Consider the following 13,469-nt stretch of genomic DNA (forward strand, 5'->3'; position numbering starts at 1 on the left):
CGCCCTTCATCAAGAGGGACGCGGTTCTACTTTGTCCCCATACATCAGCGGCGTCGAGGCAGAAAATGCCCCGACGTTTTTTTGTTTTGGCCGTTGCGCCGCGGGAGACGCCGCGGCTGAACACGCTGAACGCGACGGTGGACAACGTGGTGGCGGATCAGATGGACAACCTGCCGGAGGCGAAGATGATGCCGGAGCGCCCGGAATTGCAGGAGAGCGCGGACATCCTGACGGACGTGGTGCGCTACGCGCTGTACCAGAGCGCGTTTGACGAGCAGTACGCGCAGTTGATGGAGGACTGCGCGGTGACGGGCTCTGGGGTCTTGCAAATCTTCTGGGACGAAGAATTGGACGACGGGCGGGGCATGGCGCGATGCGAGCGGTGGGACATGGAGAGCTTCTACCCGGACCCGATGTTTTCGGACATACAGGAGGGGCGGGCGGTGTTCAAGACGGCGTTCTACCCGCGGGAGTGGTACGAGCAGCACTACCCGGAGAAGGCGCGGTACATCGGGGGCGACACGTACTGGGAGCCGCGCGCGGGGTACACGCCGGAGGGCGGGGCGCCGATCCTGCTGATCGAGTACTGGTGGCGGACGTACGACAAGCGTGCGAAGCGCTACAGCGTGCACATGGCGCAGATCGCGGGCGGGGCGCTGCTGTACCGGAGCCATGAGAGCGTGTACAGCCACGGGCGTTACCCGGTCGTGCTGGTCCGGTACCGCCGCCAGCAGGAGTCGGCGTTCGGAATCGGCCTGATGGACGACTACGCGGATCAGTGGCGCGCGACGTGCCGGTACGCGGGGTACATCGACGAGAACGCGCGGGCGTCGAGCCGGCAGCGGTTCATCTACCGGGAGGACAGCGGTCTGGACGGGAAGGCGCTGGCGGACTGGAGCCGGGACTTCATCGGGGCGCGGGGAGCGATCGACGAGGGTGCGCTGCGGAGCTTCCAGGCGGCGCCGCTGAACCCGCAGATCATGAACTTCATGGCGTACCTGGTGGACACGATGAAGCAGGACAGCGGGCAGAACCAGTTTTCGCGCGGCGAGGCGGGGCTGGGCGTGACGGCGGCGAGCGCGATACAGGCCTTGCAGGAGGCCGGAGGAAAGATCACGCGGCTGCACACGGCGGGGTACATGGAGAGCTTCCGCCAGGCGGTGGAGCAGATGATCTACGTGCTGTCGGACAGGATCACGGAGGAGCGGGTCATCATGGTGGCGGGGCAGGACAGCGCGGGGACGCTGCGGCCGCGGCACGTGAAGCTGCTGCCCGCGCGGCCGAGCCTGCCGGAGGCCGGGATGCCGGGACAGGCGATGCCCGCGATGGGCGCGGGACAGGACGGCGCGGAGGCCGGGATGCCGGGTCAGGCGATGCCCGCGATGGGCGCGGGACAGGACGGCGCGATGGGCGCGCTGGCTGGCCTGAACGGCGACGGAGCAGAGGCCGACATTGCGGCGGCGCTGCAAAGTGCGCTCGGCGGCGCGGAGGCTGGCATGGCCGCGATGGGCACGGGGCGCGCGATCGAGCGGCCGCCGTACAACGTGCGCGTGCAGATACAGCGCAGGAGCCCGCTGCAGATTCAGGCGAACAACGAGTTCGTGTTGCAGGTGGCGCAGATTTGCGGTCAGGCGGGTCAGCCGCTGCCGCCGCTGGCGGTGGTGTCGCTGTTGCAGGGCATCGACAACAAGCAGGAGGTGCTTTCGGCGCTGCGCGAGGCCGACCAGACGCGCACGCAGATGCAGCAGTTGCAGGGAGCCGTCGAGCAGCTTCAGGGAATGCTCGAACAGGAAGCCCAAAAGACGGAAAGATTGAAGAGGGCGCTCATGTCCCAAAAAGATATGATCAAGCCTGCCCAGAACAAAGCTGCCGCAGGGCGACAGGATGTTGCCGCTCCAGAGGGGGAGCTCCCACCGCGAGGTGAAGCGGCGGGGAGGCAGTCGACACCGGGGGCCGTGCCGCAGGACGCAGGAATGCAGCCGCCGGAGGTCGCACCGCAGGAAGCGGGAATGCAGCCGATGCCGGAAGCCGCGCCGCAGGGAGACGCGGCGGGCCCGGAACAGGAGGCGGACGCGAAGATGCAGGCGCTGGCGCAGATGCTCGGAAGCATGCAGGCCGGGCAGGCGTAAGGGAAGCGCGAAGGGATGCGAAGACCGCCCCTGCGGAGAGCAGGGGCGGGGTTTAACAGCACGAGCGAAAAAGGGGGAGAGCGCGGGATGACGGAGGAAGAGAAGAAGCGCAGGGGAGAAGAGCTCAAGCGCAGACGGCAGGCGGAAAACAAGGCGAAGGGCGCGCATAAGACGAGCGCGCGCCTGGACGCGCCGCGGGCGACGACGGGGCAGGAGGACACGAACGCCGCGCTGGAGGCGGCGGCCCAAGGGGGCAAGCGCCCGAAGAATGCGGGCGCGCCAAAGACAGCGGGAAACAGCGGCATATCCGCCGAGGACGCAGGCGTGCTCCCAAAGGCGGCGGACATCGCCGACGCGAAAGCGGAAGAAGCCGGGCAGACGGAGAACCTGTCCGACGCCACTGAACAGGCGGCGACCGGCGATGAAGGGACGGTTTTCACGTACAAGCCGGGGAAGATGTACGACACGCCCGCGGGGCCGCCGGTGAGCCTGATGACAAGCCCGGGCACGGGGACGGCGCAGATGGGAACCGACGGGGAGACGCCGGAGGGTGAGCGCGGCAGCTCTAGCAAGTTTGGTGTCCCCCCGAGTGCCTTTAAAGATCTTATGGACGAGATGGAGGCCGACAACGATAAAAATTATTACGAGACCTGCCAGCAGAACATACGGGACTGTACGGAAGCGATCGACGCCCTGTACGCGCAGGGGCTACCCCAGAACGTAATCAACGAACGGATCTACGAGCTGGAAAATGAGCGGGACGAGAAGAACGCGAAGGCGAAGGAGGAATGGGAGAACACCAATAAGTTTATCGAAGAGAAGCGCGAGACCGGGCGGATCGGGGAGGGCAACCCGCATGCGGGCCCCGAGGAGCGCGAATACACCGACGAGCAGGCGCTGCTCCTCTACACGCAGGGGCGCGCCTACATGCTGGACGACAACAGCTACGCCTGGGCCGCGCAATGGTATGAAAACCATCGTGACCTCGTCGACGGAGTCATCGCCTTGCGGGAGGACGATGGGGTGGGCGTTGAGCTTTATGACAATGGGATCTATGTCTTGGGCGAGGGCGCGGCGAAGCTGCGTGACTTTGCGAACGATCCCTACCTGCCCGAAGAAGACGCGATGCGCCTGCTCCTGCAAATGGGCGAGGATCAGGATCGCGCGCGTGAGGGCGGCTTTAAGAACCTGGACGCGTACTACAAGGCGGTCCCCGAGGCGCTTGACGCCTACACGCCCTACATCGACCTGGCCGCGCAAAACAAGGCCGACGAGGAACGCGAGCGGCAGCGCTTGCTGGAAGAACAAAAGGCGAACCTCAGGGCCATGGTTGAGGGGGCACTGCACCGGACGGCACTGGACATGGCGACTGAAGAGGACCAGCAGGTGCTGGATTTCGTCAACGCGCAGCCCGTCGGCATGGGGATGGGCGACGAGGTCTTCGACGACATGATGAACCAGATTTCCTCCGTCGCCATGAACGATCCGCAGGTTTATGACGAAATGCGCGCGGTGATCGAGGAGCAGGAACGCTACGCTTCGGCGATGGGGATGAAGCTGGACGAGTACTGGGAAACGTACCCGGATGCGGCGCAGAACATCGCGCAGTACGACGAGGCGGCGCGGCAAAGGCTGGAGGTGAAGTGGAATACGCCGCCTGACGGGAACGCGGTGACGCTGGGGATCGCGGCGTTGAACTTCCTGCTGGGCGAGGACGTGGTGCGCGAGACGAGCGACAACGAGGGCGTCGGACTGTGGACGACGATGACAAGGGGCATAAAGGACGGCACGCTGAATTTGGGCGCAAGCGTGCTGGATGCGATTTATTTCGGCGCCTGGGGGCGCGCAGCGGAAGAGAACGCGGGCATCAACACGGACAAATATCGCCGAAAATTCGGAACGCGGTGGCGGGAATACTTGCGGGAGGACATGTTGAGTATCATCGCCAGGATGTCGGACGAGGACGAGCGTGCTTATTGGACCCATCAAGTGGAAACCGCGCGGGACATCTCGGACGTGGGGCTGGACATGAACTGGCTGGGCGAAAAGATACGAAACAAGAGCGGGGATTTGCGAAACGAAGTGAAGCTCAGCTCCTATTACATGATGGAAAACGCGACGCCGACAGAATACCTCGGCTATACGGTGGCGCAGGGCGTGACGGAGGGCATAGAGTGTCTGACATTAATTAAAGGGACAATAGCGGTCACGGGTTCCACGATCGCGGGAACGGCTGGCGTTCCCGGGGTAATAGAATACGGGCGGAGTACGGGCAGCGTCTACAGAGAGACGCACGACTGGAAGCTCAGCCAATCGGTAGGCGTGGCGAACGCGATCGTAACCGCGGTGACAGATACGCTGTACTATGAGGGCTATAAGGGGCTGATGCAGCTAAAGGATTTGTCGAGGATTGGCGGATACAAGGCTGTGAGCGACATCGGTGCGCCGGCGGTGCGCACGATCGGCAAAACATTGGGATACGCAGGGCTCGCGGTGGGTGCCGGGGGCGGGGTTAAGTTCGTGGAGTCGACGACGATGCAGACACTGGACGCGTACCTGCTGGGGGAGGAGATAGATCCGGGAGAAATATTCGATCAGGCGCTGCGGGAAAGCTGTATGGGGGCGCTCATTATGCCGGTGCTGGCAATCTATATGAGGGGCTCCGGGAAAGCCCAAAGCCTTGCGGGACAAATCCTGCGCAGCGGTCAGCCCATCACGCGGGATATGTACACTAACGTGATGACGGAGTGGCGTGCGGAAGCGAGCGCGGGAACGGATATCGCAATCTCGGGCGCGAATATGGCGGTGCCGAACAGGAATACCGGAATGCCGTTTGTGAACTTCGACGTAACGGGTAAGGACGCGGTGATGTCAGGAACGGAGGTCACGGGGACAGGCATCGCGCCGGCCGAAACCGGGATTGCGGCGACCAGCACAGACAGCGCAGCGCCGAACGTGGACAAGGTCTTCTTTTTAGAACTGTCGAAGGCGAGCGTACAGGCGGAAGCGGACGCGCTGACGGTGCAGGGAGTGCAAAGCGGCCAGCTCATCACCGACGAGGTGCTGTCTGCGCAGAAGACGAACAAGCAGGAGACGGAGACGGCGGACAAGCTGGCGGCGCAGGCGGCGGAGTACGAAAGCACGGCGGCGCAGCACGACCGGCAGGTACAGGAGGCGACGGAGCAGCTTCTGAGCGGCGAGGGCGATTCGAAAGCGCTGGGCGAAAAGATTCAGAAGGAAGCGGAGGCGCGGGACGAGGCGCAGGGGAAAGCGGATGGACTGCGGGCGCAGGAGCAGGAGCACCGGGGCCTGGCGCAAGAGGCGCAGACGCAGCTCAACGATCTGATGCAGCAGGGAATGAACGAGCTGCGCAGGCAGAGCCTGTCACAGGCGGTCGCGAACAACGTGCTGTCGATGGAAACGATCCAGATGCAGGCGGCAGCGCGCGCGGGCGGCGTGGCGGCGGCGTACGAGGGGCTCGACACGAAAGACCGGAAGGTGAAGCGGTACATCGGGGACTTCACGCGGCGCACGGGCGTGGAGGTGACGTTTGAGAAGCTGGGGCCGGGGATCGAAGGGTACTACGACCGTGAGAACGGGCGCATGGTGCTTTCCAGCAAGCTGGACGGCGCGTCGGCGGTGAAGGCGGTGAGCGTGCACGAATTGACGCACCACCTGGAAGGGACGGCGGGCTACGACGAGTACGCGGCGTTCGTGCTGGAAAGCCGGTACGGTTCGGACGAGGCGGCGCTTTCGGAGGCGATAGCGCAGACGACGGAAGCGTATGCGCGCGCGGGGATCGAGCTGGACGAGGACGGCGCGAGGCGGGAGCTGGTGGCGCAGGCGACGCGGGAGGTAATCTACGCGGACAGCGCGGCGGTGGACCGGCTGGTGCGGACGGACCGGAACGCGGCGCAGCGAATCTACGACGGAATCAAGGACTTCGTGAAGGGCCTCGGCGTGGACAGGAACGACCCGCAGTACGCGGACATCCGCAAGGCGCAGAAGCTGTTTGAAAACACGCTGAACGAAAAGAAAACCCTCGCCGGCGGCGAGGGAGCAGACGGGAACCTGCCCGAAATTCAGTATACGATCGAGAAGAGCTTTTACCAGCAGATCGACGAGGTGCAGAAGGGCACGTTCCCGCGTTACGATCAGGTTTACATTTCAAATACAAACGAAGTGCTGCGCGTCCTCGGCGTGAAGGAGCTGCCGATTCTCATGTCGCCCGATAAGCTGAAGCTCGTCATGGGCAAGGAAGGGCGCGTCGACGGCAAGAACCAGCACGGCCTGACCATCAGGCAGCTGGGCCAACTGCCCAAGGCGATGGAGCAGCCGCTGGCCGTGATCGGGTCGAAGAGCGTGCCGGGAAGAATCGTCGTCATGACGTCGCTGCCGGATGCAAAAGGAAACAGCATTGTCGTGCCGATTGAGCTGAATACAAAGGGACACCTGGGCGGAGAGTACGTGGATGCGCACGTCGCGACGAGCGCCTACGGCAAGAGCCACGCGGAAAACATGTTTATGCAGGCCATAGCGGACAATGAAATCTACTACGTAGACGCAAAAAAATGCCGCTCCTTCGGCTGGGATGCCGAGCTCCAATCGCTCGGGTCCATACCTAAGAACGGCTACATCCGTATGATACCACAAATATCTTCGGATGTCAATAACCAGTCTACGCAGGACGGCGGAAAAGATGCATCCGGGAAGCAATTTTCTGTTGAGCAGGACGCGGAGGGAGGAACGGAGGACGAAAGTGCAAATGCGCTGACGGAAGACAGAAGCCTGGAAAACAGAGAAATGCCCGAAGAAACGGGCAATCCGCAGGATGGAAACGATGCGACAGCGCGGACGGAAACCGGCGGGGAAGAAAACCTGATGGAGCAGGCCGCGGAGACGGAAGCCCCGATGGAAAAAACGGAAGAGGGGTTGAAGAAGCTGCCCAGCAGCTACATCGACAAATCGACCGAGAAGCACACGCCGGAGCAAATCGAACGCATGTGGAATTACAAAAACGCGGTCGATCCCCGCATTCTGGAGATGGCGCAGATGTACCGCGCAGATAAGAACGCGAAGTTTGGAAGGCTTACGATCTCACCCGTATTGGAAAAAGAGATCAATGACATTAAAGAATTGACGGGAGATGACTATACAGGATATGTTCATGCGGTCGATGCAAACTTCTTTAAACATGTTGAACGGCGCCATGGATCGAACGGTGAGCACGACAGAACGATGAGCGACCTAAACGATGTGGCACGCGTAGAATATGTGATTAAAAACTACGACAATATAGAACTAGTTCATGATGTGAAAGATGAAGAGAAGATGACATATGGCTATTTAGACAAATATGGGCAACCAGACAGGCTGATTATGTATTCGAAAAGAATTGACGGCACCATTTACGTAGTAGAAGCTGTCGGTGAAAGCCGTTATAAAAAACTTTGGCTTGTTACAGCATATATGCAAAAATGACCCTGTGCAAAGCACAGAGCCAGCCGATTACGCAAACGGTGCATGCCGAAACCCGCCTCCTGCACGTCCGAAACGCTTTTGCTTCTATCGGCTTAATAAGTATATATCAGAATCAAATGGATGTCAAGAAGTAAAAGCTTTCGTTCAGTGCGCGCGCGTTCATGAACAAAAGAACCGCGCCCCTCTTGACGAGGGGCGCGGGCGTGCTGTACAATGTAGGCAGGAAGGGTGCTCCCTTTCAGGGTGGATGCTCCACCGAAACGGCCTATGCCTTTAGGGCCATAAAACCGCCAGCAGGTTGCAACTGCAAGGCGGTTTTTAATTTATCGTCTGTTCGATTTGCCGAGCGCGTAAGCGCTAAGCATTAAACCGGCGATAGAGATGAGAAACGCGAGTAACTCGATGTTTGTCATCTATACCACCTCCGCTTCTGTACAGCACGTTGCGGAGGGAAACCACCCTGTAAGACCTTCCTGCCTACATAACGATTTTAGCAGCTATCCCCCGCGCGTGTCAAGCGAGAAACCCAACAGCATAGAACGAAGAAACAGGGCCCGACGTCAAGGCAAGCTTTTGCCGAGATGCGGGCCTTTTTTGTTTGCGCCCGTTGCAGCGCCTGGTGACAGAGGAAGTGCTGTCTGCGCAGAAGACGAACAAGCAGGAGACGGAGACGGCGGACAAGCTGGCGGCGCAGGCGGCGGAGTACGAAAGCACGGCGGCGCAGCACGACCGGCAGGTACAGGAGGCGACGGAGCAGCTTCTGAGCGGCGAGGGCGATTCGAAAGCGCTGGGCGAAAAGATTCAGAAGGAAGCGGAGGCGCGGGACGAGGCGCAGGGGAAAGCGGATGGACTGCGGGCGCAGGAGCAGGAGCACCGGGGCCTGGCGCAAGAGGCGCAGACGCAGCTCAACGATCTGATGCAGCAGGGAATGAACGAGCTGCGCAGGCAGAGCCTGTCGCAGGCGGTCGCGAACAACGTGCTGTCGATGGAAACGATCCAGATGCAGGCGGCAGCGCGCGCGGGCGGCGTGGCGGCGGCGTACGAGGGGCTCGACACGAAGGACCGGAAGGTGAAGCGGTACATCGGGGACTTCACGCGGCGCACGGGCGTGGAGGTGACGTTTGAGAAGCTGGGGCCGGGGATCGAAGGGTACTACGACCGTGAGAACGGGCGCATGGTGCTTTCCAGCAAGCTGGACGGCGCGTCGGCGGTGAAGGCGGTGAGCGTGCACGAATTGACGCACCACCTGGAAGGGACGGCGGGCTACGACGAGTACGCGGCGTTCGTGCTGGAAAGCCGGTACGGTTCGGACGAGGCGGCGCTTGCGGAGGCGATAGCGCAGACGGCGGAAGCGTAGGCGCGGCTGGGGATCGAGCTGGACGAGGACGGCGCGAGGCGGGAGCTGGTGGCGCAGGCGACGCGGGAGGTAATCTACGCGGACAGCGCGGCGGTGGACCGGCTGGTGCGGACGGACCGGAACGCGGCGCAGCGAATCTACGACGGAATCAAGGACTTCGTGAAGGGCCTCGGCGTGGACAGGAACGACCCGCAGTACGCGGACATCCGCAAGGCGCAGAAGCTGTTTGAAAACACGCTGAACGAAAAGAAAACCCTCGCCGGCGGCGAGGGAGCAGACGGGAACCTGCCCGAAATTCAGTATACGATCGAGAAGAGCTTTTACCAGCAGATCGACGAGGTGCAGAAGGGCACGTTCCCGCGTTACGATCAGGTTTACATTTCAAATACAAACGAAGTGCTGCGCGTCCTCGGCGTGAAGGAGCTGCCGATTCTCATGTCGCCCGATAAGCTGAAGCTCGTCATGGGCAAGGAAGGGCGCGTCGACGGCAAGAACCAGCACGGCCTGACCATCAGGCAGCTGGGCCAACTGCCCAAGGCGATGGAGCAGCCGCTGGCCGTGATCGGGTCGAAGAGCGTGCCGGGAAGAATCGTCGTCATGACGTCGCTGCCGGATGCAAAAGGAAACAGCATTGTCGTGCCGATTGAGCTGAATACAAAGGGACACCTGGGCGGAGAGTACGTGGATGCGCACGTCGCGACGAGCGCCTACGGCAAGAGCCACGCGGAAAACATGTTTATGCAGGCCATAGCGGACAATGAAATCTACTACGTGGACGCAAAAAAATGCCGCTCCTTCGGCTGGGATGCCGAGCTGCAATCGCTCGGGGCCATACCTAAGAACGGCTACATCCGTATGATACCACAAATATCTTCGGATGTCAATAACCAGTCTACGCAGGACGGCGGAAAAGATGCATCCGGGAAGCAATTTTCTGTTGAGCAGGGCGCGGAGGATGAAAATGGCGTTCCGGAAACCATGGACGAGGCGGGCAATTTGCAGGAGACAACGGACGCAAACGGTGATATAATGGAGGAGGATAAAGGCGAAAGTACGTTCGATGTAGGGGCAAACGCCAAAGATGGTCTAGGTGACTTGAACTGGGATAAGATTGTTAGCCGTAAGGGGCAAACCCGAAGGGATCATATTAATCTTCATATGCAACCTAATAATAACAAAGAAAGTCATGGGGTGTTTAATGGGGATGCTGAGAAAATTGTAAACGAAGCATGGAAGCGTCGTCACACTGGAACAGCCACTTTTGATGAAGATACCTGTATGATCTATAACATTCCTCTTTATAATGCTGGCTATGAAAGCGGATATACAAATACTGGAAGAGCGATGAATTACGTTACAATTATTGTGAAAAAAGATACAGAAAATATTGTATCTGCATTTCCTTCATTCGGAGACTATAAAAGAAAGGATAGAAAGTAAATATATGTATAATCTTGGGGCTTGTAAATTATGTAAGCAGGGTGTGCTAGAACTTCTTAAAGAGAAAGAGACTGGAAAAATTTTTATTATCTGTGACGAATGCATGGCAGAATGGACAGATCCTATAGATGCACTTGAGATGAAAAATTATTCTAGGTTTAAACTTGAAATTGGTCCGGTAGAAGACCCGACTCAAGAAGAAATTGATAAATTGAACTGGCCTGTGGAAATTTACAATAGCATTTAAAACTAAAGAGAAACCGCAGGGAGTGTGAAGCCCGACTAGGCCCGCGCAATTTGAAAAATTGCCGGGCCGTACCCCGCGTATGTAACCCAGTCTGCCGACCTAGAAAGGTCGGCAGGAAACTGCTTCACCTTCTACTACAAAAGAACCGCGCCCCTCTTGACGAGGGGCGCGGGCGTGCTGTACAATGTAGGCAGGAAGGGTGCAACCTTCAGGGTGGTAACACCACCGAACGGCCTATAGCACTAGGACCATAAAACCGCCAGCAGGGGCAAATGAAGTGACCCCCAAAAGTTAGACAAATAGTTTAATTAAGCAGCCGCAAGGGCTTGCTGTCTGTGCATCGCAGGTGGCAAGCCCATTGTCTTTGCCTTGCGACGACGGTTGTTGTAGTAATCAAGATAGTCAGTCAGTTCATTCTTAAAATGTTCCATGGAATGAAACGTCTGCAAATACAGCAGCTCACTCTTGAGCAGGCCAAAGAAGCTTTCAATCACCGCGTTGTCCAAACAGTTGCCTTTGCGACTCATGCTCTGATAAATTCCTTTTTCTTTGAGCATTCTTTGGTACTGCTTGTGCTGATACTGCCAGCCTTGGTCGGAATGTAGGATAAGATTTGTTCCATCCGGAATTTTTGCAAAGGCATTGTTCAGCATAGTTGTCACCATAGACAGCGCTGGCCTGTCCGAAATGGTGTAGCTGACGATATCCCGGCTGCACAGGTCGAGGATTGGCGACAGGTAGAGTTTTTGCCCCAAGAGACTGAACTCTGTGACATCGGTCACCCACTTTTGATTCGGCTTCTCTGCTTCAAATTTGCGCTCCAGCAGATTTGGAGCGATTTTGCCAATTTCTCCTTTGTAGGAATGATATTTTTTCATCCGGACGCGGCAAATGAGTTTCAGGTCACGCATCAGTCGCTGTACCGTCTTGTGGTTGAGGACAAAACCTTTGTCACGCAATTCGTCTGTGATACGGCGGTAGCCGTAGCGACCTCTGTGCTCATGATAGATGGCCGATATCAACTCTTTTTCCAATTCGTATTTGTCTGGCGCGGCCTGTCGCTTTATGTGGTAATAGTAAGTGGCACGCGGGAGTTGAGCGATGGAAAGGAGCAGATCCAGCCGAAAATCTTGCCTCAGTTTTTGAATCACCAGTGTTTTTTGTGCTGGCGTCGCTCGTCTTCCAAAACCAAGGCTTGCAAGTTTTTTAGGTACGCATTCTCCGCTCGTAGCCGCTGCACTTCTGCAAGCAAGTCTTCTTCTGTTTTTTCAGGTAGCCTTGGTGGGCGTCCCTTACTCCCGCGTCCACGACGCTCCACGCAAAAGCCTTCCGGACCTTCTGTTAGGTAAATACGCTCCCACGCCGCGACCCGCTTGTCGTCTCCAACCTCGAATTGTCGCGCTGCTTCCTTGTAACTCAACCTTTCCTGTTGCATTGTTTCTACCACTATCGTCTTAAACTCTGGCGTGTATCGCTTGTTTGGTTTCCCTTTGGGCATAAAAAGCACCCCCAACGTTTTCAGTATACCATACTGTCTAACATTGGGGGTGCAGTTCAAAACTGCAAGGCGGTTTTTAATTTATCGTCTGTTCGATTTGCCGAGCGCGTAAGCGCTGAGCATTAAACCGGCGATAGAGATGAGAAACGCGAGTAACTCGATGTTTGTCATCTATACCATCTCCGCTTCTGTACAGGACGTTGCGGAGGGAAACCGCAGGGAGAGCAAAGCCCGACTAGGCCCGCGCAATTTGAAAAATTGCCGGGCCGTACCCGGCGTGCGTAGCAGGCGGGGCGACTTACCCTGTAAGACCTTCCTGGTAGACGCAAAAAAATGCCGCTCCTTCGGCTGGGATGCCGAGCTCCAATCGCTCGGGGCCATACCTAAGAACAGCTACATCCGTATGGTACCACAAATATCTTCGGATGTCAATAACCAGTCTACGCAGGACGGCGGAAAAGATGCATCCGGGAAGCAATTTTCTGTTGAGCAGGGCGCGGAGGATGAAAATGGCGTTCCGGAAACCATGGACGAGGCGGGCAATTTGCAGGAGACAACGGACGCAAACGGTGATATAATGGAGGTGGATAAAGGCGAAAATACGTTCGTGAATATGGAAGCTGGAGCCTCCGACGTTTCGGGAGGCACCGATGAATCAAATGATGTGCTGCCAAAAGCAGTTGTACTCAAAGGAAATTATTCTGAAACATATCAAAATAAGTTACAAAATGTATATGAACAGATCATACCGTTAGGTTATAAACCAACAGAACATAGTTTGAATAGAATACTAGGGAGGATGAAACAAGGGAAATTTGATTCTCTACAGGATGTAATTGATACATTACAGACAGGAACTAAGTATTGGGATCCTGAATATGGTGGCTATGTTATGTATAAGAATGAAATATCTATACATATAACTGAAGACGGGATAATTACAACGGTAATAGGGAAAGCAAAAATTAAAGATACTTGGGAGGAAGTTAAATGAACGCATACAAGAATATTATTAATATTGTAGACGAGTTTTTACACAAAAAAAACGATGCGAAAGAGAGTGAAGCGTTTTCAGAACTATTTATGGATATGTTTTTTGATTTTAACGATGAGTTATATAAAGAGCTGCCGCGAGATCAATACGATATTCTTTCCGATATGAATTATGCTTGTGACTTGTACGAGAAGTGCCCGGCAATCAGGGAGGCTGAGACTTTTTGTCTCGACGAAGAGAAGTTAAAAAACAAAATTGAGAAACTCAGGAATACATTAAAGCATGGTGAAGTTTAATTGTCGGTGAAATCAATTCTAATTTCG

The 13,469-nt window shown here is 57.2% G+C and carries 9 protein-coding genes; 7 read left to right on the plus strand and 2 right to left on the minus strand.

The features are described from left to right. The first annotated feature begins 65 nt into the window (after positions 1 to 65). From C1725_RS03935 to C1725_RS03955, 5 genes are all read left to right on the plus strand, one after another. On the plus strand, positions 66 to 2,129 hold the full coding sequence (locus C1725_RS03935; protein WP_102410373.1) for a portal protein: 2,064 nt from the start codon (positions 66 to 68) through the stop codon (positions 2,127 to 2,129). A gap of 87 nt (positions 2,130 to 2,216) precedes the next feature. Further along, positions 2,217 to 7,610: a MuF-C-terminal domain-containing protein gene (locus C1725_RS03940; RefSeq protein WP_102410374.1), complete on the plus strand. Its 5,394-nt coding sequence runs from the start codon at positions 2,217 to 2,219 to the stop codon at positions 7,608 to 7,610. A gap of 598 nt (positions 7,611 to 8,208) precedes the next feature. Then, entirely contained in the window at positions 8,209 to 8,967 is a 759-nt protein-coding gene (locus C1725_RS03945) for a hypothetical protein (protein WP_346026318.1), read from the plus strand. A gap of 48 nt (positions 8,968 to 9,015) precedes the next feature. Next, complete coding sequence (locus tag C1725_RS03950; protein WP_102410376.1) at positions 9,016 to 10,407, plus strand: MuF-C-terminal domain-containing protein; 1,392 nt, start codon at positions 9,016 to 9,018, stop codon at positions 10,405 to 10,407. Positions 10,408 to 10,411: 4 nt separating this feature from the next. Then, complete coding sequence (locus C1725_RS03955; RefSeq protein ID WP_102410377.1) at positions 10,412 to 10,654, plus strand: hypothetical protein; 243 nt, start codon at positions 10,412 to 10,414, stop codon at positions 10,652 to 10,654. Between the two features lie 308 nt (positions 10,655 to 10,962). Here the strand turns inward: C1725_RS03955 and C1725_RS03960 are convergent, their stop codons facing one another. Next, positions 10,963 to 11,805 (minus strand): IS3 family transposase, encoded by an 843-nt coding sequence (locus C1725_RS03960; protein ID WP_102410378.1) that lies wholly within the window; start codon positions 11,803 to 11,805, stop codon positions 10,963 to 10,965. Then, entirely contained in the window at positions 11,802 to 12,152 is a 351-nt protein-coding gene (locus tag C1725_RS03965) for a helix-turn-helix domain-containing protein (protein ID WP_102410379.1), read from the minus strand. The genes C1725_RS03960 and C1725_RS03965 overlap by 4 nt, the downstream gene beginning before the upstream one ends. 160 nt (positions 12,153 to 12,312) lie before the next feature. Between C1725_RS03965 and C1725_RS03970 the strand changes: the two genes are divergently transcribed. Both C1725_RS03970 and C1725_RS03975 read left to right on the plus strand, forming a co-directional pair. Then, complete coding sequence (locus C1725_RS03970; protein ID WP_102410380.1) at positions 12,313 to 13,146, plus strand: hypothetical protein; 834 nt, start codon at positions 12,313 to 12,315, stop codon at positions 13,144 to 13,146. Continuing rightward, the gene (locus tag C1725_RS03975; RefSeq protein WP_102410381.1) at positions 13,143 to 13,442 is read left to right on the plus strand and encodes a hypothetical protein; all 300 of its coding nucleotides are present in this window, start codon (positions 13,143 to 13,145) and stop codon (positions 13,440 to 13,442) included. The genes C1725_RS03970 and C1725_RS03975 overlap by 4 nt, the downstream gene beginning before the upstream one ends. Positions 13,443 to 13,469: the final 27 nt, after the last annotated feature.

The sequence above is a fragment of the Beduinella massiliensis genome (assembly GCF_900199405.1).
GTDB classification, from domain to species: Bacteria; Bacillota; Clostridia; order Christensenellales; family Aristaeellaceae; genus Beduinella; species Beduinella massiliensis.